The organism is Verminephrobacter aporrectodeae subsp. tuberculatae (assembly GCF_026127385.1).
Classification (GTDB): domain Bacteria; phylum Pseudomonadota; class Gammaproteobacteria; order Burkholderiales; family Burkholderiaceae_C; genus Acidovorax; species Acidovorax aporrectodeae.
Genome location: NZ_QZCX01000001.1, coordinates 1,250,666 through 1,274,668 on the forward strand (window position 1 = coordinate 1,250,666; position 24,003 = coordinate 1,274,668).

The following is a 24,003-nucleotide window of genomic DNA, read 5'->3' on the forward strand; positions in this document are numbered from 1 at the left end:
CGCGCATCAGCCAGGGTTCGCGGGAAACACCCGACCGGACAGCACCGTGCCCCACACGCGCGCATCCTTGAGCGTCGCCGGGTCCATGGTGAATGGGTCGTCTTCGAGCACGCAGAAGTCCGCGCGCTTGCCGCATTCGATGCTGCCGATCTCGTGGTCGAGCTTGAGCGTCCACGCGGCGCCCAGCGTGATGGCGTTCAGTGCCTGGGCCACGGTGATCTTCTCGTTCTCGCCCAGCACGCGGCCCTTGGGCGTGATGCGGTTGACCGCGCACCAGGCGGTGAAGAGCGGGCCGAGCGGCGTGACGGGCGCGTCGGAATGGATGGCCAGCGGCACGCCAGCCGCCAACGCGCTGCCACAGGCGTCGAGCCGGTTGGCACGGTCGGGGCCCATCGTCGTCTCGTAGTGCTGGTCGCCCCAGTACCAGAGGTGGTTGGCGAACAGGTTGGCACACAGCCCGAGCGCCGCCATGCGCTGGAATAGCGGCGCGTCGATCATCTGGCCATGCTGCAGCGTGTGGCGGTGATCCGGGCGCGGCGCCTGGGTCAGCACGCGCTCGATGGCGTTGATGGCGACCTCGCTGGCCTCATCGCCGTTGGTGTGCGTGTGGACGATCAGTCCGGCGCGGTGGTAGGTCTCGAAGTCGGTCTCGTACTGCGCCGGAGCGGTCACCCAGATGCCATTGGGCGCGCCGTTGAAGTGGCCGGGCCAACGCAGGCGCGCAGAGAAACCCTGGATGGAGCCGTCCAGCATCATCTTCACCAAGCCGTAGCGCAGGCGGTCGCTGTTGCGCGTCATCAGTGCCTTTACGTGGTCCGCGCCTTGGGGCGCACCGTACGGGCCGTGAAACGCCTGGAACGCAGGCAGGATGCGCACCGCAAAATCGTCGTCGGCCGTCACGTTCTCCAGCACCGCGCAATCGGCTTCGCCCAGCTTGTTGACCAAGTCGGTCGCGGTCGTCACGCCCTGCGTGCAGGCCAGCCGCGCGAACGCGCGCACGCCGGCTTGCGTCATGGGCGCCAGCAGGCCGGCGTTGCCGATCTTGCGCAGCACCAGATACATGGCGGCCGGCTCCTGCAGTTCGCCGGTGGGCTCGCCGGCCATCGGGCCTTCGGCAAACTTCACCACGCCCTCGACCTCGTTGTCGCGCGTGACCTCGGCGATGGCCAGCATCGGCGTGTTGACGTTCATCAGATGGCCGTTGGCGTGGCCGATCACGATCGGGCGGGTCGTGCTGGCGCAATCCACGTGGGCCACCGTCATGCGCTCGCCGCCGAAGTAGATCGGGTCGAACCCCCAGGCGATGAGCGGCTCATCGTCGGGCACGCCATCGGCCGCCATCTGCGCCGCCACTTCGGAGAGCCGCCCCACCACGGCGTCCATCGACCGCAGGCCGGCCCACACCTTGCCCTGCGGATCGCGCCGGTCAAACCAGCCGAGGTACGTCCAGTCCCACATGCTGCCTTCCTTCAGGTGGCAATGGCCTTCGACCAGCCCCGGCATCAGTACCTTGTCCGCGAAGCGCTCGTCGAGCGTGAACGCACCCCAGGCCTGTACGTCGGCCAGCGTGCCGACCGACAGCACCCGGCCGTCGCGCACGGCCACATGCGTGGCGCTCTCCTGCATCGGGTTCATCGTGATGAACTTGCGGGCGGTGTAGACGGTGATCGTGCTCATGGAGGCGTCGTGCTTGTCTGGAAGGAGGGGGATGGACGAGATCAGGCCGGCATCTGCAGCGGCGGGTGCGGCAGGCCGTCGATGACGTCGACGCGGCGGCAGCGCACCCAGTGGCCGGGCGCCGCTTCGCGCAACGGCGGCAGCTCGGCGGCGCAGGCTGGCTCCGTCACCGGGCAGCGCCCGGCGAAGCGGCAGCCCGAAGGCGGGTTGATCGGGCTCGGTGGGTCGCCGCTGAGCCTGATGCGTTGCGCCGCACGGCGGCGCCCGCCGCCCACCGTGGGCACGGCCGACATCAGCGCCACGCTGTAGGGGTGAAGCGGCTGCGCGAAGAAGGCGCGGCGCGGGGCGCGCTCGAAGATCATCGAAGTGACCGGCAGATTGAAGAAGTACGAATAGCCAAGGTCGCCGCTCAAGACCTTGGACAGGTACACGCCCAACTGCACGTACAGCGGTTCGTCCAGCCCGTATTGCGTGCGCAACTGCGCGACCATTTCGGGGCTCATGCCGCCGCTGGCGCCGGCGATGGTTTCGACCGGGTCGCCAGGCGCCGTATGCACCAGCACGAAGTTGAGGACGACCACCGTGAGTACCAGGGCCAGGCCCTGGATCACGCGAGAGATCAGCGGACGGAGTGTTTTCATCGTGGATCGACCCCTGCGCGGATTCGTTTTTCATGGGGGTCGTGTGCTTGCTTCAGGTACACCTCGTCCATGGGTGACATCGGGCCCCAGATCGTGGTCGGCGGATTGCCGACTTTCTTGTTCGTGAGCGTGTGGTAGGGCACCTGGTTGATGAAGACCAGCGGCAGTTCGTCGGTCACGATCTTCTGGAAGGTGGCGTAGCAGGCCTTGCGCTTGGTGGGGTCGACGATGCTGCCCGCTGCGTTCAGCAACTCGTCCACCTTCGGGTTGGCGTACGACTGCGTGTTCGTCCAGATGATCGGCTTGATGTTCGTCGACAGATAGGTGCGGTGCACGCCGATGATCGGGTCGCCCCAGTTGAAGACGATGTCCATCGACATGTCGAAGTCGTGCGTGGCCAGCCGCTTGGCCCACGATGGGAAGTCGGCCGATGCGCGCACCTCGACCGTGATGCCTACCTTCTTGAGCTGGCCGCGGATGTATTCCGCCACGTTCTTCTGCTGGTCGTCGCTGCCCGGCAGGTAGTCGATGGCGATCCTGAAGCGCTCACCGTTGGCGCCCGCCTTGTAGCCGGCGGCATCGAGCATCTCGGCGGCCTTCCTCAGGTCCACCGGGTAGCGGACCAGGTCGGTCACCGCGAAGGGGCTGGCCGCCACGATGGGGCCGTCGGTCGGCGTCGCAAAGCCGCTCATCAGTGCCTTGGTGATGAAGTTCTTGTCGATGGACGTCGCGATGGCCTTGCGCACCGCCCCGTCGGACAGCGGCTTCCTGGTGAGGTTGAAGGCCAGCCAGTTGATCGCGCCGATGCCGTCATAGCCCTTGGGCGTCTGCGTGACCTGCGGGTTGGCTGCCAGGCGCGCTTCAGGTCTGGCAAACGGCACCATCTGCACGTCGCCGCGCTCGAAGCCGAGCATCAGCGACGCGGCGTCGGGCGTGATGTTGACGATCAACTTGTCGAGGTAAGGCTTGCCCTGGAGGAAGAACTTGTCGAAGCGCTCGAGCACGATGCGCTGCGAGGGCTTGAATTCAGTCATGCGGAAGGGCCCGGAGCCCACCACGTCGGTGCTGTTGCGCGGGTGGTTCTTCAGGTCCTGGCCGTCGCCGTAGATGTGCTTGGGCAGGATGGGGGCGAGCGCGGGCGACATCGCCAGCACGATGGCCGGGTGCGGCGTGCTCATGCGGATGATCGCGGTGTACGGGTCCGGCGTGTCCACCTTCTCGACGGGGCCGAGCATGGTCTGGAACGGGTGGTTGGCCTTGATCGCCATGATCGAGAAGGCCACGTCCGCCGAGGTGATGGGTTTGCCGTCGTGAAACACCGCGTTCTTGCGCAGGTTCAGCGTCAGCGACTGGCCATCGTCGGCCAGCTTCCAGGACTCGGCCAGGTACGGTTGCGGATTCCACTTGTCGTCGAAGCGCAGCGGGCTCGCGAAGATCTGTGTGGCCGGCATGGCGGTGGCAATGCCGGATTGCACGGCGCCGTTGAGGTGGCGCGGCGTCTGCGTGCTGCCGATGACCAGCGTACCGCCACGCCTGATCTCCTGTGCGGCCGCAGGGGCCGAGAGCAGCGTGCACGGGGCAAGCAGGGCGGCTGCAACCACGGCAGTGCGGCGGGCGAGTGGAAATGGCATGCGGTACATCCTTCAAGAGTCGATGAAAGAACGAGACTCGAAGATAGAGGCAAAGCCGCTTCCCACGAAGAGCCACAGGGGCCCGATCCATAGGGCCAGAGAGACAGGGTTTTTCCCCTTTCGCACCAGCAGAGCGCGCGCGCCCCAATCTGGACGCATCCCTCTTTGGTGCCTACTTCTCGTCGCGCAACCAGTACCACTGGTACAGAACGCGCTGGCCCATGCGGCGAAAGGGCGCGAAGAGGGGCGATTCCACCAGACCCAGCATGTTCGGGAAGGGCAGCGGCGAATCGTAGATCGGCAGCTCGAGGACGTTGCGCCCGCTGTCCTTGCCGGCCACGCGTTCGGCCAGGCGCTTGCCGGCCCAGGTCGAGAACGACACACCGTTGCCGCCGTAGCCCACCGCGTACCAGATGGTCTTGTGATCGTCGGGCTGCGTGATGCGCGGCATCATGTCGTGGCTCACGTCCACCCAGCCCCACCACGAGTAGTCGATGGGGATGCCGGCCAGGGGCGGGAACTTGCGCGCGATGGCATCGGTGAGCAACTTGAGGTGCACCGGGTCCTCGGCGTCGGCACCGCTGACCGAACTGCGGCTGCCCAGCTGCAGACGGTTGTCCTTGAGCAGGCGGTAGTAAAAGCGCAGCGTGCGCGTGTCGGTGAGGAAGGTGAGCGACTGGAAATTCGTCGCGGCCAGTTCGGCGTCGGTCAGCACGCGCGTGACCACCGAGTTCGACAGGATCGGCATGATCCGGTTTTTCAGCAGTGGGCTGAGTGCCTGGCCCGTGTAGCCGCCGGTGCAGACCGCAACCCGTTTCGCGCGGACGATGCCGCCCGGCGTGCGCAGCTGATGCACGCCGTGGATGGTTTCCCAGCCCTGCACGGGGCTGGACGTGTACACCACCGCGCCCAGCGCCCGCGCCTTGCGCATCAGGCCGAAAGTGAACTTGAGCGGGTGGATGCCCACGCCTTCGGGCTCGAACAGGGCGCCCACGGTTTCGCGCTCATCGCAGTAGTCGCGCCGCACCTCCTCGGCGCTCATCATGCGCGTGGCGTAGCCGAAGGTTTTGCGCATCAGTTCGGCTTCGACGGCCAGCACCGGTACTTTCTCGGGCCGGTGTGCCAGATGGAGATGGCCGCCGGCGAAGGCATCGCAGTCGATCTGCGTCGTGAGGTCCTTGAAGTTCTCGAAACCGCTGCGGATCTCGGCATCGAGGCGCTTGGCCGTGTCCACGCCCCAGCGCTGAATCCATTGCGAGCGCTTGAGGCGCCCGCTCGCGTTCTGGCCCTGGCCGCCGCTGCGGCTGGAGCAGCCCCAGGCGGCCTGATTGGCTTCCAGCACCGTGGCCTGGATGCCGTGTTCCTGCGCCAGATACAGCGCGGTCGACATGCCCGTCGCACCCGAGCCGATGAGCACCACGTCGACGTCCATGTCCTGGCTGACCGGGCCGTCGTCGTCCGGCGGCGCGCCGGCGCTGGCGACCCAGTAGGTGGGCGCATAGGCGTGCCCCGCACCTGGGTCGGGGGCGACCAGTGGGTCGTAGCGCGGGTCGTACGGCTTGCTGGCGGGCATGGCGCCGCCAGCGGTGAATGGCGCGCAAGCAGTGATCGTCATGGCGGGTTCGGGCTACTTGGCCGCGGGGACGTTGGGGCGCACCTTGCGGAACACGTTCTTGAGGTGGATCTTTCCGTCCCGGAAGGTGAAGACGTCGATGCCGTCGGTCTCGATGCGGCTGCCATCGGCGGCGGTGCCGGTGAAGGTCCACTGCGAAGTGCCGAATTCGCCCTGCACGAAGTGCCGGCCGACTTCCCACTGCGCGTCCGGCACGGCCTGCCAGGCGGCGGCGAAGGCCTTGCGCACCGCTTCGGTGCCGACGTGGCGCGTGCCGCAGGCGTGCGGGCCGGCGGCGGTCTGGAAGATGCAATCGGGCGTCATGAAACGCATGAGCGCATCGATGTCGTGCTGGTTCCACGCCCCGCTGAACGCGGCGAGGGTGGCGGTGGTGACGGGGGAAGACGAGGCGCTCACGCGATAACTCCTGGTTGTGTATGCGCGCAAGCGTAGGCAGGCGGCTGCGTGGGCGATAGGGCCAGATGTGGGGATTCGACCGAGCCAGAACGCGGCCGCGCGTGGGCCTGCCTGTTCATATCGGGGCGCGCAAGGCGCAGTTTCATGTGCCGCTATTCGCAGGGCAGGACACTAGCGGCGCAGCGCTGCCCACAATGAGGCGCCCACGATCAACAACCCACCGATCCAGCCCGTCATGCCGAGCGACTCATGGAGCCACCAGACGGCGAACAGCGCGCCGAATACCGGCTCGGCCCCCATCAATAGCGATACACGGGTGGGGGAGATGCGGCGCAATGCGTAGTTCTGGGCAAAAAAGGCAAACAAGGTACAAAAAACGACCAGGAACCCGGTCGCATACCAGAACACCGGGCTGTTGGGCAAGGGCGGCAGCCCGTCCGGCAGCACCAGAAAGCCCAGCATCAGGCAACCGAGCCCGACCGTGCCGGTCTGCACCGCCGTCAGTGGCAACGAAGGGATGTCCTTGCCGCGGGTCAGGCGGGTGGTGCAGGTGACCATCGCGGCACGCAGCAGCGCGGCGATCAGCATCAGCCCGTCGCCCAGGTTGAGCGACAGCGACGTCGTCGAAGTCAGCAACCAAGTGCCGACCAGCGACACCCCCGTAGCCACAAACACGGCCCACCCCGGATGGGCCCGCAGGACGATCCATTCAACAAAGGGGGTGAAGGTCACACACAGGCTGATCAGGAAGGCAGCATTCGATGCCGAGGTCAGCGACAGCCCGTAGGTTTCGGCCACGAAGATCGACAGCAGGATCAGCCCCAGCGGCAGGCCGACCGTCAGCGTGGTGCGCACCTGCTGTGCCGACAGCCTGCGCCAGGTAGGCAGCAGCAGCAGCGCGGTCACGCAAAAGCGGACGGCCAGGAAACCAAGCACCGGGTAGAAGAACACCGCCGTCTTGGCCAGCCCGTAGCTGGCTCCCCAGACCGCTGCCACCAGCAGCAACATGGCCTCGGCCCACCAGGCCGGCGTCTTGAATCCCAGGGTCGCCTGGCCGGAGCTCATGCCCCGCCTTCGCCGGGCTGGTCGCGCCGTGTGAACATCGCGATCAGCACGTCGCGGTAACCCACCTCTTCAGGGCGGGCCCGCACGACGGGCAGCACGCTGTGCTTCATCAACTTGTCGTCCAGAAAAATGAAATCTCCCGGCTGCTTCAAGGTCACCGCCGCCGTCAGGGCCGAGAATTCATACGGCGTGCCGTAGTAGCCGGCGAACCCGAGTTGCTCGATCGCACCGTTCAGCCGCCGCAGGCTGTTCTGCGATTGGTTGGCCGTGTGCACGATGGCGCCGCAACCGAGCTTGGCGGGCGTACTTGACCGCGTAGCGACTGATGAGTGGACGCGACAAGGACGAACTGATACGTACGAATCCTTGCCCCTACCGAATGTCGAACGCCTTGGGATCGAACGGCCCTCCCGGCCACTCGACGAGTTCGCGCCTGCTTCATGCATCCCTCACACTTCCCACGGATTGATGACGGATACGCCGGCCGCCTCATAGGGTGCAGTGTCGCGTGAGGCCACGATGAAACCCCGCGAGGCCGCAATCGCGGCGATGTAGCCGTCAGGTGTCGGGAATCCTCGCCCGCGGGTCTTTGCCGTCATGGCCAGCTCGGCATAGCGCCGTGCTGCATCGGCGTCGAAGGGCAGCACCCGATCCCGGAACAGCCCCATCAGAGCGTCAAGGGTCTGTGTCAGCATGTCCTTGCGCTTGCCGGCCGGGAGCGACACGATGCCGAACAGCAGCTCGGCCAGCGTCACGCTGGACAGGTACAGCGTTTCGGCGGCTTGATTGTTCAGCCAAGTCCGCACCGCCGTGTGCGGCTTGGGCTTCATCGCCTCGGAAACGACGTTGGTATCGAGGACGATCATTCAAACCTCAGTGGCTCGGCTGGCGTCCTGTCGCGCACTTGGTTGAAGACCTCGAAATCCTCGTTCGTCAGGCCGATCTTGCGACCCAATGCCGCCAGGGCGTCCCCCAGGCGAACGCGGTTCTCTGGCTTGACGGCGATTGCCAGAATCTCACGGACTTCGGCCTCGGTGCTGTGTCCGTGTTGAGCTGCCCGCACCCGCAGCGCGCGGTGTACATCGTCGGGCAAGTTCCGTACTGTAAGCATTGCCATAACATCACCCCATCAAATTGCATTCGATGAAGTCATCATAGAGAAGCGCATGCATTTCTGCAAGAGGCATCAACCGGCATCTCCCGCCATACCATCCGTTCCTGGGCCCAGCGCTTTGCCGCCGGGGAGGAAGCACCAAACTGCCCCGGGGTGGCCACCGACCCGGTCGCCGACCTGGCCACGCAAACTGCTCCACCCCGGCTACAGGGGTCGCGGGCTCGTTCTGCGAGCCGCACCGGGCCTTCATCGAGGCCCAGCTCAGGCGTTCTGCCCTGCGAATAGCGGCACAAAATGAAACGGATGCATTTCGCGTCATGGCAAGGCGCAAACCGCAGCGATACCCGGAGGTATCGCGAGGATTTGCAACGCCGCCATGGCGCGCAAGGCGCAGTTTCATGTGCCGCTATTCGCGGGGCAGGACACTAGGGCCTGTCATCAATTGAGCCAGACGACCGAAGCGGCGAGATGAACAGCGCCGAGGAAATTGCGTGCAGTTTTGTCATAGCGAGTGGCGATGCAGCGGTATTGCTTGAGCTTGGCAAAGAAGTTCTCGATCAGATGGCGTGCTTTGTACAAATGCCGGTCGTAGTCACGTTGGTCGTTGCGCTTACTGCGTGGCGGGATCACGACGGTCTTGCCTGCCTTGAGCAGTGGCTCGATCACCCGATCCTGGGCGTCATAGGCCTTATCGGCCAAGATTGCATCTGCTTGTATGTCTTTGAGCAAAACGTCAGCTCCTTGGAGGTCGTGCGCCTGGCCAGGCGTCAGGAGAAAGCCTGTGGGATTGCCAAGCGCATCGACCGTGGCGTGGATCTTGGTACTTGCTCCCCCACGACTGCGACCTATGGCTTGGTTTTCTGGCGTCCTCCCTCTTTTTTTTTTGCCCCTGCGCTGTGCTGATGGGCTCTAACAATGGTCGAATCGATCATCACGTACTCGTTGTCCCGGTCTTGCGACAAAGTCTTGAAGATGCGCTGCCAGACATCCGTTTTGCTCCATCGCGAATGGCGCAGATGTACTACCCGAAAATCTCCGAACCGCTCGGGCAGGTCGCGCCACGGGATGCCCGCACGGTATCGGTACAACACCGCCTCAACGAACAAGCGGTTATCGCGTGCCGTCGCCCCAACGTGCCCCTCGCGCCCCGGCAGCATGTCTTTGATGCGCTCCCATTGGTCTTGCCTCAGCGCGTACCTGTGGTTCATCAGCCTTCCTTTGTCATCGTGTTCCGAGTTTAGCGCCGGAGTGACTTCAATTGATGACAGGCCCTAGACTGCGCCGCATGCCGTCACCGCGATCAACCCAATGGGCGCAGCTCTTCTCGCTGCCCGAGCAACCCGCCTTGCCCCTGCAGGGCCGACTTCGCGCCGCCGTGGTGCAGGCCATCCTGGCCGGGCGGCTCAGCCCCGGCGCGCCCTTGCCGTCGTCGCGCGAACTGGCCAACTTGCTGGGCCTGAGCCGCAATACCGTGACGTCGGCCTACCTGCAGTTGATGGACGAAGGCTTCCTGGAGGCGCGCCCGCGCAGCGGCGTGTTCGTGGCCCACAACGCGCAGCCGGTGGCGGCCGTGGCCGCCGAGCCGCTGGTGGACCGCAACGGGCAGTCAGGCCAGCCGCCGGACTGGTCGGTGCGCGTGCTGCGCTCGCTCGTCGACCAGCCCACGCTGGCCAAGCCCGACCAGTGGCGCGGCTATCCCTATCCCTTCGTCTACGGCACCTACGACCCGCAGCTGTTCCCCACCGAGGACTTCCGCGAGTGCTGCGCGCGCAGCCTGGCGCGCTCGCAGCTGCTGCACTGGACGCCGGACTTTGAAACCGACGACGTGCCCGATCTGATCGAACAGATCCGCACGCGGCTCTTGCCCAAGCGCGGCGTGTTCGCGCTGAAGGAAGAAATCCTGGTCACCGTCGGCACGCAGCATGCCTACTACCTGCTGGCCGACGCACTGTTCGACGAGCGCAAGTACGTCGGGCTCGAAGAGCCCGGCCATCCCCATGCGCGCAACAGCTTCTCGCTGCGCAACCCGAAGTGGGTCGAGGTGGCGGTGGACGGGGACGGCCTGGTGGTCGATGCGCTGCCGGTCGTGGACTATCTGTTCATCACCCCCTCGCACCAGAGCCCGACCACCGCCACGCTGAGCCTGGAGCGGCGCCAGTGGCTGCTGCGCAAGGCCGAGCTGCAGGACTTCGTCATCATCGAAGACGACTACGAGGCGGAGAACCTGTACGCGGGCGCGCCGATGCCGGCGCTCAAGAGCCTGGACAAGACGGGGCGCGTGATCTACGTGGGCGCGGTGTCCAAGAGTCTGTCGCCCGCCCTGCGCCTGGGCTACGTCGTAGCGCCGCGCGGGCTCATCACCGAACTGCGCGCCATCCGCCACGCCATGGTGCGCCACCCCAGTGCCTTTCTGCAGCATGCGTACGCGCTGTTCCTCTCGCTGGGCCATCACGAATCGCACGCGCGGCGGGTGAATGCCGCCATGCAGGAGCGGCTGGCCCTGGCCGCCGAGGCGCTGCGCAGCCATCTGCCGGACTTCGCCTTTCGTCTGCCGCAAGGCGGCGCGTCCATCTGGGTGCAGGCGCCGGCCTGGGTCGATGCGGCGGAGCTTGCACTGATGGCGCGCAGCCACGGCGTGCTGATCGAAGCGGGCGACGTCTTCTTCGTCAAGCCGCCGTATCCCTGCACGTTCTTTCGCCTGCGCCTGTCGTCGATCGCGGCGGCGCAGATTCCGGCCGGCATCCGGGCACTGGGCCTGGCGGTGGAAGAATTGGCCAAGGCGCGCGGTGAGCGCCGCATGCCGAGCACGTGCGCGCACTGAGCGCGCAAGATGGGCTCGCGCGCCGCGCACCAAACAAGGGTAAGTCCGTAGCCGCTGGCTCCATGCACGCGGCGGCGCTGGCACTTCCGCCCCCGGGGTAATGGGGGCAAAGTCGGATCGCGCCGCAACGCAGCCGTGCGTGCTTGCATTGGCGTGATTCTTGCGCTGCTTCCCCACCTTCGAGGAGAAATCAGATGAACGGTCCCAAGCGTTTGACCCCGCAATGCGCCGTCGTCCTGGCCGCAGCCGTGCTGTGCGGCGGTGCCCTGGCCGAATCCAGGGAAGTGACCTTCGCGCACCAGGACATGTTGGTGCCGCTGCGGCTGGTCATGGAGTCGGGCGAGGTCGAAAAAGCCACCGGCTACAAGATCAACTGGCGCATGTTCTCGGGCGGCGGCGACGTGATCCGCGCCATGGCGTCGGGTGACGTGCAGATGGGCGAAACCGGCTCCAGCCCGCTCACCGCCGCGGCCAGCCAGGGTCAGGACATCCAGCTCTTCTGGATTTCCGCCGACATCGCGGACGCCGAGGCACTCATCGCGCGCAATGGCAGCAACATCAACAGCGTGAAGGACCTCGCGGGCAAGAAAGTCGCCACGCCGTTCGTGTCGACCGCGCACTACCAGCTCATATCGGTCATGAAGATGGAAGGCGTGGACGCCAGGAAGGTCCATGTGATGAACATGCGGCCGCCCGAAATCGCGGCGGCCTGGGAGCGCGGCGACATCGACGCCACCTTCATCTGGGACCCGGTGCTGTCCAGGATCAAGGGCAACGGCAAGCCCATCGCCACGTCCGGCAGCATCGGCAAGCGCGGCGCGCCCACTTTCGATGGCATCGTCGTGAACGCCAAATGGGCAGCGGCCAACGAGCCCTTCATGATTGCCTTCGTCAAGGCGCTCAACCGCGCCAACGACGAGTACAAGGCATCGGCCAAGGACTGGACCGCCGACAGCGCGCAGGTCAAGGCGATGGCGAAATGGACCAAGGCCGATCCGAAGGATGTGCTGCCCGTGATGAGCCTGTACAGATTCCCGACGATGGCCGAGCAGGTGTCGCCGACGTGGCTGGGAGGTGGCGCGGCCAAGGCGATGGCCGGCACGGCGGCCTTCCTCAAGGAGCAGGGGCGCGTGCAGGAAGTCAAGTCCGACTACAGGGCCTTCGTGACCACGACCTACGTCGACAAGGCGATGGGCAAGTAAGCCGCCGAACGGGACGACCATGCCAACGCTCGACATCCGGGAACTGACGGTCAACTACGCGGTGCAGGGGGGGCACGCTGCAGGCCCTGGCGCCCGTCAATCTGACGATGCACTCAAGGCGATGGCGAAATGGACCAAGGCCGATCCGAAGGATGTGCTGCCCGTGATGCGCCTGTACAGATTCCCGACGATGGCCGAGCAGGTGTCGCCGACGTGGCTGGGAGGTGGCGCGGCCAAGGCGATGGCCGGCACGGCGGCCTTCCTCAAGGAGCAGGGGCGCGTGCAGGAAGTCAAGTCCGACGACAGCGCCTTCGTGACCACGACCTGCGTCGACAAGGCGATGGGCAAGTAAGCCGCCGAACGGGACGACCATGCCAACGCTCGACATCCGGGAACTGACGGTCAACTACGCGGTGAAGGGGGGGCATGCTGCAGGCCCTGGCGCCCGTCAATCTGACGATGCACTCAAGGCGATGGCGAAATGGACCAAGGCCGATCCGAAGGATGTGCTGGCCGTGATGCGCCTGTACAGATTCCCGACGATGGCCGAGCAGGTGTCGCCGACGTGGCTGGGAGGTGGCGCGGCCAAGGCGATGGCCGGCACGGCGGCCTTCCTCAAGGAGCAGGGGCGCGTGCAGGAAGTCAGGCCCGACGACAGCGCCTTCGTGACCACGACCTGCGTCGACAAGGCGATGGGCAAGTAAGCCGCCGAACGGGACGACCATGCCAACGCTCGACATCCGGGAACTGACGGTCAACTACGCGGTGAAGGGGGGCACGCTGCAGGCCCTGGCGCCCCAATCTGACGATGCACTCAAGGCGATGGCGAAATGGACCAAGGCCGATCCGAAGGATGTGCTGCCCGTGATGCGCCTGTACCGCTTCCCGACGATGGCCGAGCAGGTGTCGCCGACGTGGCTGGGAGGTGGCGCGGCCAAGGCGATGGCCGGCACGGCGGCCTTCCTCAAGGAGCAGGGGCGCGTGCAGGAAGTCAGGCCCGACGACAGCGCCTTCGTGACCACGACCTGCGTCGACAAGGCGATGGGCAAGTAAGCCGCCGAACGGGACGACCATGCCAACGCTCGACATCCGGGAACTGACGGTCAACTACGCGGTGAAGGGGGGCACGCTGCAGGCCCTGGCGCCCGTCAATCTGACGATGCACGGCGGCGACTTCGTCGTTGCGCTCGGTGCCTCGGGCTGCGGCAAGACCACACTGCTCAATAGCATCGCCGGCTTCCTGACGCCGTCTTCGGGAGACATCCTGCTCGACGGCAAGCCCGTGGTCGGCCCCGGCGTCGACCGCGGCGTGGTGTTTCAGAAGCACGCGCTGATGCCGTGGCTGAACGTGCGCGACAACGTGGCGCTGGGCCTGCGGCTCAGCGGGATGGGCCGCGCGGAGCGCGACCGCGTGGCCGAGGAGAAGCTCGGCCTCGTCGGGCTGACCCCGTACGCCGACCGCGCGGTGTACGAACTGTCCGGCGGCATGCAGCAGCGCGTGGGCATCGCCCGGGCGCTGGCCAGCGACCCCGCCGTGCTGCTGATGGACGAGCCCATGGGCGCGCTCGACGCGTTCACGCGCGAGCAGGTGCAGGAAATTCTGCTCAAGGCCTGGTCCAAGTCGAACAAGATGGTGTTCTTCATCACGCACTCGGTCGAAGAGGCGCTGTTCCTGGCCACGCGCCTGATCGTGATGAGCCCCAGCCCCGGGCGCATCTCGCACGTCTGCGACGAGGTTCCGTTCTCGCGTCAATTTCTGGCGCACGGCGATTCGCGCAAGGTGAAGTCCGAGCCCGAATTCATCCGCATGCGCGAAGAAGTGCTGTCCGTCATTCATCACCGGGAAGCCGCCCATGCCTGACGCGATCACCGTCCCTGTCGCCGTGAAACCCGCGACGCAACCCGACGCTTCGGCCGCACCTGCCAAGGGGGCCAAGCTCAGGACCAGTTCATTCAAGGTGCCGGGCGAAGGCTCCAGCGGCACCATCAGCGTGGTCACGGTGCTGGCGCTGCTGGTGCTGTGGGCCGTGGTCACCAACATCGGCTGGATCAAGCCACTGTTCCTGCCCTCGCCGCGGGCGGTGTTTCAGCAGTTCTACGAGTACCTGACTGGCCAGGCCAACGACAAGCCACTGTGGCAGCACTTTCTGGCCAGCATGTTGCGCGTGTTCTCGGCGTTCCTGCTGGCCTGCGCCGCGGCCATTCCGGTCGGCATCGCCATGGGCATGAGCCGCTGGGCGCGCGGCATCTTCGACCCGCCGCTCGAGTTCTACCGCCCGCTGCCGCCGCTGGCGTACCTGCCGCTCATCATCATCTGGTTCGGCATTGACGAACTGCCCAAGGTGCTGCTGATCTTTCTGAGTTGCTTCGCGCCGCTGGCACTGGCTGCGCGCTCGGGCATGCGCAGCGCGTCGCAGGAACAGATGAACGCCGCGTACTCGATGGGCGCGAGCTACATGCAGGTGATCCGCCATGTGATCCTGCCGTCGGCGCTGCCAGACATTCTGGTGGGCATGCGCATCGCGATCGGCTTCGGCTGGACCACGCTGGTCGCTGCCGAGATGGTGGCCGCCAACGTGGGCCTGGGCCAGATGGTGCTGAACGCATCCAACTTCCTGCGCACCGATATCGTGATCATGGGGATCATCGTCATCGGCGTGGTGGCCTACCTGTTCGATCTGCTGATGCGCTGGATGGAGCGGCGGCTGGTGCCCTGGAAGGGGCGCATGTAGCCTTTGGAAGACAGACGAGCAGCGGCGGCCCGAGCCGCGCACACAAAAAAACCCCCGCGGCTGCGGGAGGCGCCCTGAACTTGCTGCGCCAGGCCAGTGACGAAACCACTGAGCGCATGAGCATGCGACGGCGCAAGAGGCGTGCGCTGATGCTGCCGTCCTGTCGCGAATTTGCCCTTTTCGGGGCGGGGGACTCAGGGGGATGAGATAGCGCGATTGCCCTGCTGAACAGTCACAGGGGATCTTCGATTGGGCCTGCATCCCCTCAGTCGGGCCAGCGTGAGAGCGCGTCGAAGCGCCGCTGGCGGCGCTGCTCCAGCGACGTTGCAATGATGGCCGGGGCGAGCAGCGCGCGTTCGAGTTCTTCGTTGATGCGCCTGGCCACGACCTGTGCCTGGTCCCCTCGCAGATTGCAGGGGTCCAGGAAAAAGTAGCCGTGCTCCACCTCGTGATCGCGCACGCTGACAGCGGGCTCTCCCCTTTCCAGCGCGTCGGCCAGATCCCAGGCCGTGATGAGCGCCTTGGCGGGATCCACCGTCAGCTTGAGGCGATCCAGCGGATTGCCGGTGGGATCTGGCTCGATCGCCGTGCTGACGCCGGGGCGTTGCTCCAGGGCGGATTGCCACAGGGCCAGGTGCTCGGTTTCGCGCTGGCGTACGGCCGCGTGGTCACGCGTTGCCCAGGCCTGCAGGGCCGCGATGGTGCCGGCGATGCCTTCCTTGCCCACCTTCATGCAGCGCCCGATGCCGAGGTTCTGGAGGTAGGCGCTGCGGATGAGGGCCTTGGGGCCGGCGACGATCCCGGCTGTCGGGCCGCCCAGGAACTTCTGCGCGGAGTACAGGACAACGTCGGCGCCTTGGGCCAGGAAGCCCCGCAGGTCGTACTCCGAGGCTGCATCGACGATCACGGGTACGCCGCGCGCGTGGCAGACGGCGGCAAATTCATCCAGCGGCAGCATGCCGTACTGGGCGGCGTGATGCGAGACCACGTACAGCGCGCAGGCCGTGCGCGCGCCGATTGCGCCCTCCAGTTGATGGCGCCGCGCGAAGGTCGATTGTCCGACCGGCACTGCCCTGGCGCCGGCCAGGGCAATGGCCTGCTCGATGGGCGCGCCGTAATGGACCTGGTGGCCGGCCAGAATGAGCACCTCGTTCTTGAGTCCGCCGGCGTTCGGCAGCCTTTCGATGGCGGCCAGGTCAGGGCCGGTCATGGCCGCGGCCACGGCCAGCACGATGCCGGAAGCGCACGAGGAGGTGACGAAGCCTGCCTCCGATCCGCAAGCAGTGGCGATGGCCCGGCTGGCCTTGGCTTGCAGTGCGTCCATTTCCACGAACTCGGGAAGGATGGCGCACATGGCCTCGATGGCTGCCGGCACGACCGAGGAGGCACCCAGGTAGGTCATGGTGCCGTTGGCATTGATGACCCGGCGCAGGCCGAACTGACGGTGGATGTCAAGATTCTTCATGATGAAGTGGGACGAAAGGCCTCATGGCAGACTGAATAAAAGATTGCATGCCAGAATTGCGTATGAATGCGGATCATTTGAGAACCACTTCCTCCAAGCCCGGACTCGGGGACGAAGAAGCACCGGCGGGCGGCCCGACCCGTCGGACGCGTGTGGGCGCCATCGAGCGCGCGGTGCAGGTGCTGGACCATCTGCAGCACAGCGGGGCGCCGGCCGGTGCCTACGCCATTGCACGCGCGATCAGCGTGCCCTTGTCCACTGCCTACGCGATCGTCGACGAACTTGTCGACAAGCAACTGCTGACCCGCCACGCCGATGGTACGGTGTGGCTGGGGTCGCGCTTGTACTTCTACGGGCTGGCCTATACCCACACGCTCGACTTCCTGGATGTGGCAATGCGCGAGGTTCACATCCTGTGCCGCGAGGCCGGCGAGACCGTCCAGTTGTGCGGCCGCGATGGCGACGACATGGTCGTGCTGGCGAACGCCGATGGGCCGGGGCACTTTCGTGTGACTTCGAGCGCGGGCACGCGCATGCCCCTGAATTGGACCGCCTCCGGGCGCCTGCTGATTGGCCATCTGCCGGTCGACGAACGCGTCAAGCTGTTCCAGCGCTGCGCCAAGCCGTCGCCGACGGGACGCGCGCCAATCGACGCTGCTGCGCTGGCCCATGCCGCGGGGGAGGCCTATCGGCAACGGCTGTCGATCCAGGTGGGTGAATCGGATTTCTCGGTGGCCTGCATTGCTTCGCCGATCCGTGACCGGGAGGGGGTCTGCGTGGCGACGATTTCCATCGTGCTGCCCGAGCACAAGGCGACCAGCGACGGCGCGCGCTATGGGGCGGCGGTGCGGGCGGCCGCGCAGCGCATCGAGGAAAACACGATCGGCGCTCAAGGATCCACCGCAACGATGGCTTCGACCTCGACGGTGATGTTCCCGGGCAAGGAACTGAAGCCGACTGCCGACCGCGCGTGACGCCCGCTCAGGCCGAACACCTCGACGAAGAGGTCGGAGCAGCCGTTGATGACCTTGTGGTGCGAGTCGAAATCGGGCGCCGCGTTGACCATGCCCAGCAGCTTCACCACGCGGCGCACGCGGCGCAGGTCACCCAGTGCGGTGTGCATCACGGCAATGAGATTGACGCCGGTCAGCCGCGCATGCAGGTAGGCGTCGGGCACGCTGACTTCCGTGCCGACCTTGCCGGTGTGCTTGCTGCCATCGGCTTCCAGCGGACCTTGTCCTGACAGGAATAGCAGCTTGTCGATCTGGACGTGGCTGACGAAATTGGCGATCCGCGATGGCGGCTCGGGCAGCACGATACCCAGGGCTTGCAAGCGCTCGTAGGGATTTGGAAGGGACATGTAGACAGGGGTTGATGACTCGATCAGGCCAGTTCGGCCTGGCGGATGCAGGACACGACGTGGTCCGCGCCCAAGGTCTGGGCCGCAGGCACCGCTTGGGCACAGGCGTCGATCGCGTGCGGGCAGCGTGTTCGAAAGACGCAACCCGACGGCGGGTTGAACGGGCTGGGAATGTCGCCCTGCAGCACGATGCGCTGCCGCCGCGCCTTCGGATCGGGCACCGGCGAGGCCGACAACAGCGCCCGCGTGTAGGGATGGCGCGGGTTGGCAAACAGCTGGCGGCTCGGCCCCTGCTCCATCACGCGCCCGAGGTACATCACCACGACCTGGTCGCACAGGTACTCGACCACCGACAAGTCGTGGGTGATGAAGAGCATCGTGAGCCCGTAGGCGGCCTGCAGTTCCTGCAGCAGGTTGAGCACCTGGGCCTGCACTGAGACATCGAGCGCGGAGACCGGCTCGTCCGCCACGATGAACTCCGGCTGCACCGCCAGCGCGCGCGCAATGCCGATGCGCTGGCGCTGGCCGCCGGAGAACTCGTGCGGGAAGCGGCGTCCGTGTTCGGCGGCGAGGCCGACCTGCACCAGCAACTCGCTGATGCGCTCCTTGCGCGCCGCCCCTTTGGCGAGTCCGTGCGTGTCGATGGCCTCGCCCAGGATGTCCTCGACGCGAAGGCGCGGGTTGAGGCTGGAGTAGGGGTCCTGGAAGACGATCTGCAAGCGTCGGCGATAGGCCCTCATTTCGGCGTTGGACAGGGCGAACAGGTCGGCGCCGTCGAACAACGCGCGCCCGCCCGAGGGCTGGATGAGGCGCAGCAGCGAGCGGCCCACCGTCGTCTTGCCGGAGCCTGATTCACCGACCAGACCGACAATGCTGCCGCGCTGGACCTTGAAGCTGACTCCATCGACTGCCTTGACCACGCCGTTGGCAACCGGGAAGTGCTTGGACAATCCCTCGACCGTCAGCAGGGCATCCGGGCCGGGTTCGTTCTGGTGGGCCGTCATAGTGCCTCGTGTCTCCAGCAGCGGGACAGGTGATCGGGGCCGGCCTCGACCAGTGTGGGTGCCGGTTCCTTGATGCAGCGGTCCACCTTGAATGGACAGCGGGATGCGAAGCTGCAACCGGGCGGCAACGCGGTGACGCTCGGCACGCTCCCCGGAATGGGGTTCAGCCGGCAGCGCTCGCCGTGGGCGTTGCGATCGCGCCGCGCATCCGGAATGCAGGACAACAGCCCCCGGGTGTAGGGGTGCCGCTGGTGCTCGAAGAGCGGGTCGACGGGCGCCTGCTCGACAACCCGCCCGGCATACATCACCACCACCTGGTGCGCGATCTCGGCGACCACGCCGAGGTTGTGCGTGACGAACAGGATCGACAGGCCCATTTCGGCCTGCAGCCGGCGCATCAGGTCGAGGATCTGGGCCTGGATCGTGACGTCGAGCGCGGTGGTGGGTTCGTCCGCGATCAGCAAGGCCGGATTGCACGACAGCGCCAGCGCGATCATCACGCGCTGGCGCATGCCACCGGACATCTGGTGCGGGAACTCGCCCATGCGCCGTTCGGCCGACGGTATCTCCACCAGCTCCAGCATGCGCCTGACGCGCGCCTGCAAGGCGCTGCGTCCGATGCTTTCGTGCACCTTGATCATCTCGCCGATCTGATCGCCCACCGTGAACAGCGGATTCAGGCTGGTCATCGGTTCCTGAAAGATCATCGCGATCTCGCGGCCGCGGATGGCGCGCATCTCCTTTTGCTGGAGCTGCGCCAGGTCAACCACCGCCCCGTCGCGCTTGCGATAGAGGATGTGGCCGCCCACGATGCGCCCCGGATGGGCGAGCAGCCGCATCACCGACAGGCTGGTCACCGACTTGCCGGAGCCCGACTCGCCGACCACCGCCACGGTTTCGCCCTGCCGCACGGAAAAGCTCACGCCATCCACCGACTTGGCGACCGTGGCGCCCAGTTCGAAGTGCGTGCGCAGGGTGTCGACCCGCAGGGCGACGCCTGGTTCGAGGTCCGTGCTCACGGCTTCTGTGCTCCGCCGCAATGGATGCAGGTGAAGTTGGGCGCTTCGTGCGGCGGCGGCTGCAGCCGGCTGGCCGCAAGGGCCTCGGCGCCGAGCACGGCCCAGCGTGGCTCGACGATCCGGCGCAAGGTGGCGCGGGCGCCCATCGCGTCCACCACGTCGAGCCGGCCATCCACCAGATCGAACAGGGTGAACTCCGCCTTCGTGCCGGCTTCGAGCCGAACCTGCGTCGGCAGCCCGACGACCGAGGCCGGACCGCTGGTCACGGCGTTCACCATCGCTTCGAAAGGCATGCCCAGTTCGAGCAGCTTCGACATGGTCGTGGCCAGGTCCCACACCCCGCGCTCCAGCGAGCGCACATGCAGGTCGGTGGAGATGGAGAAGGGCAGCAGGCCGCGCTGGATGGCCAGCTCGGCGGTTCGGAACGAGAAGGAAGCGGCGCCATGGCCGATGTCGAGCCGCACGCCTTCGTTCGCGCAGCGCTTGGCCAGTTCGATCAGTTCGTCGTCGTTCAGCGAGCCGCCCGCCTTGCCGTTGAAGCAATGCGTGATCACGTCGCCCGGGCCCACCACGTCCAGCACCTCGTCGTACAGCGGCGGCGGTTCGCCAACGTGCACCATCAGCGGCAGGTTCGTCAGCTTGCCCACCTTCTTGGCGATCTTGAGCGCCGTCAGCCCCCAGGTTCCCGAAATCGATCCGCTGGAGCGCACCTTGATGCCGACGATGACGTCGCGATGCGCATTGACGCAGGCGATGGTGCGGTCGATGTCGATGGAACGCACGTCGATCAGCTCGCTCACGCGGGAGCAGGCGACGAGGCCGATCGAGCCGATGTTCAGGAAGGCCAGCACGCGCTCGCGCGACTTCTCGATGATGAACTCGCGAAACCCGGCGAAGCTGGCCTCGCCGGCCGATCCCGCATCGACGATCGTGGTGACGCCGCACGCGAGGCCGCACTGCGAGGGGTCGATCGAGACATCGGTGCCGCCGCGCCAGACATGGGCATGCAGGTCGATCCAGCCCGGGGAGATCCACGTGCCTTTGCCGTTGATCTGCCGCACGCCGGCGGGTACGGGCAGGCCGCTGCCTACCGCGGCGATGCACCCGTCGGTCCCGACGAGGATGTCCAATGGCCCGCCGGCCGGCGCGGCGGCGAAAGCCACCGGCCGGACATTCGTCAGGAGCAAGGGCTGCGCGGATGAAGATGTGTGAGTCATCGCTTAAAGGTCCTTTCTGAGCCGTGGATCGAGCAAGTCCCGCATGCCGTCGCCGACCAGTTGGAGGGACAGCACCGCCAGCACGATGGCCGCGCCGGGGAACAGCGTCATCCAGTCGGCCTGGCCCACGTACTGCCGGCCGGACGCGAGCATGGTCCCCCAGGTGGGCACTTCGGGGCTGACGCCCAGGCCCAGGAAGGACAGGCCCGCCTCGGCCAGCATGGCGTGCGCGAAGATGAAGGTCGCCTGCACCAGGATCGGCGAAATCAGGTTACGCAGGATGTGGCGGGTCATGATGCGCGGCGTCGACACGCCGAGCGCCCGTGCCGCCTCGACATAGGGCAGTTCGCTGATGACCAGGGTCGATGCGCGGACGATGCGCGCCATGCGGGGCGCATACACGATCCCCAGCGCGATGACGACGGCGCTGAGCGAGGGTCCGAGCGCAGCCACCAGCGCGATGGCCAGCAGGATGTCCGGAAAGGACATCATCGCATCGATGATGCGGCCCACCAGGGGATCGATGCGGCGGAAGAAGCCTGCCAGGGTGCCCATCGTGACGCCGATGACCGAGGCCAGGCAGACCACCGCGGCGCCCACCACCAGCGATAGGCGCCCAGCGTAGATCGTGCGTGAGAACACGTCGCGGCCGAACTCGTCGGTGCCGAACCAGAAGGTCGCGTCCATCGGCTTGAGCCGGTTGACGATGGACAGCTTGTTGGGCGCGTAGGGCGCGATGAGCGGCGCCAGCAAGGCCAGAACGGCGATCACCAAGATGATCGCCAGGCCGAGCACGATGGTGCGGCGCTTCAGCAGCAGCTTGACGAAGGACGTTTGTCCGTTGCTCGGCGAACGCATCAGTACCTCACTCGGGGATCGACAGCGAGGTAGAGCATGTCGATTGCAAAGTTGATCAACACATACAGGCCCGCGACGACCAGCAGCGCGGCCTGGATGACCGCATAGTCGCGCCGCAGCACGGCGGAGACGACCAGGCTGCCGACGCCGGGCAGGCCGAACACGGTCTCGGTCACCACTGCGCCGGAAATCAGCAGCGCGAAGGTCAGGCCGACCACCGTGATGATGGGAATGAGCGCGTTCTTCAACGCATGCCGCATGACGATGCGGAACTCCGACATGCCTTTGGAGCGGGCGGTGCGGATGTAGTCCTCGCCGAGCACATCGAGCATGCTGGCGCGCGTGAAGCGCAGGATGATCGCGGACGAGACCACGCCCAGCGACAACGCGGGCAGCACGAGGTGCTGCAGCCGCGTGAGGAAGGAGGCATCCGGCCCGCCATAGCCCGAAACCGGGAACACGCCGAACTTGACGGCGAAGATCTGCATCAACACCAGGCCCAGCCAGAAGCTCGGGATGCTGGCGGCGAGCATGGCCATGGTGGTGGCCACCTGATCGAACAGCGACCCTCGCCGGCAGGCTGCAAGGATGCTGACCGGCAAGGCGATGGCGCAGGCCACCAGGATGGAAAGTACCGTCAGCAGGAAGGTCGGTTCGGCGCGCTCCGCCACGGCGGTGATGGCCGGGATGCCCAGGAAGATGGAGCGCCCCAGGTCGCCGCGCACCACCTGGCCCAGGAACACGGCGTACTGGACGGCAAGCGGCCGGTCCAGGCCGAGCTGGCCGCGCAGGGTGGCGACGTCCTCCGGCGTGGCGTCGGGGCCCAGCATCACGGCCGCCGGATCCCCCGGCGCGATGCGCACGATGACGAACACCACCGTCACCACGATGAACATCACGGCGAGCATGCCGAGAAAACGCTGAAGGATGTAGCGGACCATGCTTGTGCGAGGGCGAGGCGCGCGCTCAGAAGCTGTGGCGGATGCCGAACTCGATGCCGCGCGAGGTCTTGGGAACGTAGTGGCCGGACGCGTCCTGGGGGGCCATGCTGCTGGTCGTCACTGTGCCAGCAGGGTCGACGCTGGCCGCGGTGACCCTCGGTACGGGCCCGACGATGTAGCCGGAGCCACCTTTATTCTGCACACGCGCTGCGTAGGTGTACAACGCCGTGCGCCTGGACAGGTTGTGCACGTAGCCGAGGGCCAATTGCTTGGTGCGCAGGGTGTCGTAGTAGCCGTTGCCGCGTCCCTCGGTATAGGCGGCTTTGATCTGGCCGGCGCCGACCTGCACCGTGGCGCCCACCAGGGCAGTGTGCTGGCCGCCATCGGCACGGTAGCGGCTGACCATGCCCGTTTTCATGTCGATGTACTGCGCGCTCAGCTTAAGTCTGTTGAAGCTCCAGGTGGCTCCCATGCTGTAGATGTCGAAGTCCTTGCTGTTGGCGATCTTGGTGTTGCCGTAGCTGGCTGCGATATTGATGGGCCCCGCTGCGTAGCCCAGGCGCGCGCCGGTGTGTTTGGCGCCTGCAACGCCTTCGGCGGCAGTCAACTGCAGGTGGCCGTACACCCCGCCCAGGCCGGACGGCAGGAAGTACCCGACGCCGTTGTCGGAGCGCGAGATGGTGGTGGCGCCGGAGTTCAGCGGCGTGGAGAAGGCCCCGGCGTTCAATGCGTTGATGACGGATCCGACACCGCCTCCGCCGAATGGGTCGAAGACGATCAGGTTCCAGTAGCCTGGCGTGTTGTCGTGGCCGAGTCGCACCTCGCCCAGATTGCTCAGCAGGCTGAGCGTCGAGCGGCGGTTCCAGAACTGGGTGGCGCTGAGCGCCGAGCCCGTGTCGGGATTGAAGCCGTGCTCGAGCCAGAAGGCAGTCTTGAGGCCGCCGCCAAGATCTTCCTCGCCGCGAAAGCCAAGGCGACTGGCATTGACGGTGCCTTGCCCCATGCTGACGGCACTCAGATTGCCGTTCTCCACCTTCCGTAAATTCAGGTCGATGACGCCAAACAGATCCCATTTCGACTGCGCACAAGCCAGTCCGATCAGGGCGTACGCCCCCAACATCACAACAACTTTTTTCATGCTCTCTCTTCCTTGGAGAAATTGGACAAGGCTTCGCCAGTCGGCCTCATGCGGGTCGGTCCGGTCGAACGGTGGAATGCGGGCTTCCC

26 protein-coding genes are annotated in these 24,003 nt (G+C 66.2%); 8 read left to right on the forward strand and 18 right to left on the reverse strand.

The window, feature by feature from the left end; translation table 11 throughout:
• Positions 1–6 precede the first annotated feature (6 nt).
• The 10 genes from D5041_RS05395 to D5041_RS05450 all read right to left on the reverse strand — a co-directional run bounded on the left by D5041_RS05395 (position 7) and on the right by D5041_RS05450 (position 9,365).
• The gene (locus D5041_RS05395; RefSeq protein WP_265284039.1) at positions 7–1,677 is read right to left on the reverse strand and encodes an amidohydrolase; all 1,671 of its coding nucleotides are present in this window, start codon (positions 1,675–1,677) and stop codon (positions 7–9) included.
• A gap of 41 nt (positions 1,678–1,718) precedes the next feature.
• Complete coding sequence (locus D5041_RS05400) at positions 1,719–2,318, reverse strand: oligopeptide/dipeptide ABC transporter ATP-binding protein (protein ID WP_265284040.1); 600 nt, start codon at positions 2,316–2,318, stop codon at positions 1,719–1,721.
• Positions 2,315–3,949 (reverse strand): ABC transporter substrate-binding protein, encoded by a 1,635-nt coding sequence (locus tag D5041_RS05405; RefSeq protein WP_010103515.1) that lies wholly within the window; start codon positions 3,947–3,949, stop codon positions 2,315–2,317. Before D5041_RS05405 ends, D5041_RS05400 begins: the two co-directional genes overlap by 4 nt.
• 172 nt (positions 3,950–4,121) lie before the next feature.
• The gene (locus tag D5041_RS05410) at positions 4,122–5,564 is read right to left on the reverse strand and encodes an NAD(P)/FAD-dependent oxidoreductase (RefSeq protein ID WP_265284041.1); all 1,443 of its coding nucleotides are present in this window, start codon (positions 5,562–5,564) and stop codon (positions 4,122–4,124) included.
• Between the two features lie 12 nt (positions 5,565–5,576).
• Entirely contained in the window at positions 5,577–5,978 is a 402-nt protein-coding gene (locus D5041_RS05415; RefSeq protein ID WP_265284042.1) for a nuclear transport factor 2 family protein, read from the reverse strand.
• 171 nt (positions 5,979–6,149) lie between these two features.
• Positions 6,150–7,043, reverse strand: coding sequence for a DMT family transporter (locus D5041_RS05420; RefSeq protein WP_010103519.1), 894 nt, complete (start codon positions 7,041–7,043; stop codon positions 6,150–6,152).
• Positions 7,040–7,318: a 2OG-Fe dioxygenase family protein gene (locus D5041_RS21995; protein ID WP_010103520.1), complete on the reverse strand. Its 279-nt coding sequence runs from the start codon at positions 7,316–7,318 to the stop codon at positions 7,040–7,042. Before D5041_RS21995 ends, D5041_RS05420 begins: the two co-directional genes overlap by 4 nt.
• Before the next feature lie 174 nt (positions 7,319–7,492).
• Positions 7,493–7,909, reverse strand: a complete 417-nt coding sequence (locus D5041_RS05435) for a type II toxin-antitoxin system VapC family toxin (protein ID WP_265258069.1) — start codon at positions 7,907–7,909, stop codon at positions 7,493–7,495.
• Positions 7,906–8,160: a FitA-like ribbon-helix-helix domain-containing protein gene (locus D5041_RS05440; protein WP_010103522.1), complete on the reverse strand. Its 255-nt coding sequence runs from the start codon at positions 8,158–8,160 to the stop codon at positions 7,906–7,908. The genes D5041_RS05435 and D5041_RS05440 overlap by 4 nt, the downstream gene beginning before the upstream one ends.
• A 435-nt stretch (positions 8,161–8,595) precedes the next feature.
• A protein-coding gene (locus D5041_RS05450) for an IS5 family transposase (RefSeq protein ID WP_407702210.1) occupies positions 8,596–9,365 on the reverse strand; the annotation gives its coding sequence in 2 pieces (ribosomal slippage) (positions 8,596–9,012 and positions 9,015–9,365; 768 coding nt in all).
• Positions 9,366–9,442: 77 nt separating this feature from the next.
• Between D5041_RS05450 and pdxR the strand changes: the two genes are divergently transcribed.
• The 7 genes from pdxR to D5041_RS05485 all read left to right on the forward strand — a co-directional run bounded on the left by pdxR (position 9,443) and on the right by D5041_RS05485 (position 14,912).
• Positions 9,443–10,978, forward strand: coding sequence for a MocR-like pyridoxine biosynthesis transcription factor PdxR (pdxR, locus tag D5041_RS05455; protein ID WP_265258068.1), 1,536 nt, complete (start codon positions 9,443–9,445; stop codon positions 10,976–10,978).
• A 194-nt stretch (positions 10,979–11,172) separates the two neighbouring features.
• Complete coding sequence (gene tauA, locus D5041_RS05460; protein ID WP_265284043.1) at positions 11,173–12,180, forward strand: taurine ABC transporter substrate-binding protein; 1,008 nt, start codon at positions 11,173–11,175, stop codon at positions 12,178–12,180.
• Positions 12,181–12,199: 19 nt separating this feature from the next.
• Positions 12,200–12,532 carry a hypothetical protein gene (locus D5041_RS05465; protein WP_265284044.1) on the forward strand — a complete coding sequence of 111 codons (333 nt, stop codon included), beginning with the start codon at positions 12,200–12,202 and terminating at the stop codon, positions 12,530–12,532.
• A gap of 19 nt (positions 12,533–12,551) precedes the next feature.
• The gene (locus tag D5041_RS05470; RefSeq protein ID WP_265284045.1) at positions 12,552–12,884 is read left to right on the forward strand and encodes a hypothetical protein; all 333 of its coding nucleotides are present in this window, start codon (positions 12,552–12,554) and stop codon (positions 12,882–12,884) included.
• A 19-nt stretch (positions 12,885–12,903) separates the two neighbouring features.
• Complete coding sequence (locus tag D5041_RS05475) at positions 12,904–13,233, forward strand: hypothetical protein (RefSeq protein ID WP_265284046.1); 330 nt, start codon at positions 12,904–12,906, stop codon at positions 13,231–13,233.
• A gap of 19 nt (positions 13,234–13,252) precedes the next feature.
• Complete coding sequence (locus tag D5041_RS05480) at positions 13,253–14,041, forward strand: taurine ABC transporter ATP-binding protein (protein ID WP_265284048.1); 789 nt, start codon at positions 13,253–13,255, stop codon at positions 14,039–14,041.
• Positions 14,034–14,912, forward strand: coding sequence for an ABC transporter permease subunit (locus tag D5041_RS05485; RefSeq protein ID WP_265284049.1), 879 nt, complete (start codon positions 14,034–14,036; stop codon positions 14,910–14,912). The genes D5041_RS05480 and D5041_RS05485 overlap by 8 nt, the downstream gene beginning before the upstream one ends.
• Positions 14,913–15,177: 265 nt before the next feature.
• Here the strand turns inward: D5041_RS05485 and D5041_RS05490 are convergent, their stop codons facing one another.
• Positions 15,178–16,377 carry an aminotransferase class V-fold PLP-dependent enzyme gene (locus tag D5041_RS05490; protein ID WP_265284050.1) on the reverse strand — a complete coding sequence of 400 codons (1,200 nt, stop codon included), beginning with the start codon at positions 16,375–16,377 and terminating at the stop codon, positions 15,178–15,180.
• A gap of 47 nt (positions 16,378–16,424) precedes the next feature.
• On the opposite strand from D5041_RS05490, the gene D5041_RS05495 reads away from it, so the two are divergent.
• A complete protein-coding gene (locus D5041_RS05495) occupies positions 16,425–17,351 on the forward strand; it encodes an IclR family transcriptional regulator (protein WP_265284051.1) in 927 nt (308 codons plus the stop codon).
• On the opposite strand, the gene D5041_RS05500 is transcribed toward D5041_RS05495, so the two are convergent.
• The 7 genes from D5041_RS05500 to D5041_RS05530 are packed head-to-tail and all read right to left on the reverse strand — an operon-like array spanning position 17,267 to position 23,914.
• Positions 17,267–17,737 (reverse strand): RidA family protein, encoded by a 471-nt coding sequence (locus tag D5041_RS05500; protein WP_029554677.1) that lies wholly within the window; start codon positions 17,735–17,737, stop codon positions 17,267–17,269. The genes D5041_RS05495 and D5041_RS05500 overlap by 85 nt on opposite strands.
• Before the next feature lie 23 nt (positions 17,738–17,760).
• Positions 17,761–18,741, reverse strand: a complete 981-nt coding sequence (locus tag D5041_RS05505; RefSeq protein ID WP_010109713.1) for an ABC transporter ATP-binding protein — start codon at positions 18,739–18,741, stop codon at positions 17,761–17,763.
• Positions 18,738–19,760, reverse strand: a complete 1,023-nt coding sequence (locus D5041_RS05510) for an ABC transporter ATP-binding protein (RefSeq protein WP_407702227.1) — start codon at positions 19,758–19,760, stop codon at positions 18,738–18,740. Before D5041_RS05510 ends, D5041_RS05505 begins: the two co-directional genes overlap by 4 nt.
• Complete coding sequence (locus D5041_RS05515; RefSeq protein ID WP_265284052.1) at positions 19,757–20,947, reverse strand: amidohydrolase/deacetylase family metallohydrolase; 1,191 nt, start codon at positions 20,945–20,947, stop codon at positions 19,757–19,759. Before D5041_RS05515 ends, D5041_RS05510 begins: the two co-directional genes overlap by 4 nt.
• A gap of 33 nt (positions 20,948–20,980) precedes the next feature.
• Positions 20,981–21,835: an ABC transporter permease gene (locus D5041_RS05520; protein WP_265258061.1), complete on the reverse strand. Its 855-nt coding sequence runs from the start codon at positions 21,833–21,835 to the stop codon at positions 20,981–20,983.
• Positions 21,835–22,776: an ABC transporter permease gene (locus D5041_RS05525; protein WP_265258060.1), complete on the reverse strand. Its 942-nt coding sequence runs from the start codon at positions 22,774–22,776 to the stop codon at positions 21,835–21,837. Before D5041_RS05525 ends, D5041_RS05520 begins: the two co-directional genes overlap by 1 nt.
• A 25-nt stretch (positions 22,777–22,801) precedes the next feature.
• A complete protein-coding gene (locus D5041_RS05530) occupies positions 22,802–23,914 on the reverse strand; it encodes a porin (protein ID WP_265284053.1) in 1,113 nt (370 codons plus the stop codon).
• Between the last annotated feature and the right edge of the window lie 89 nt (positions 23,915–24,003).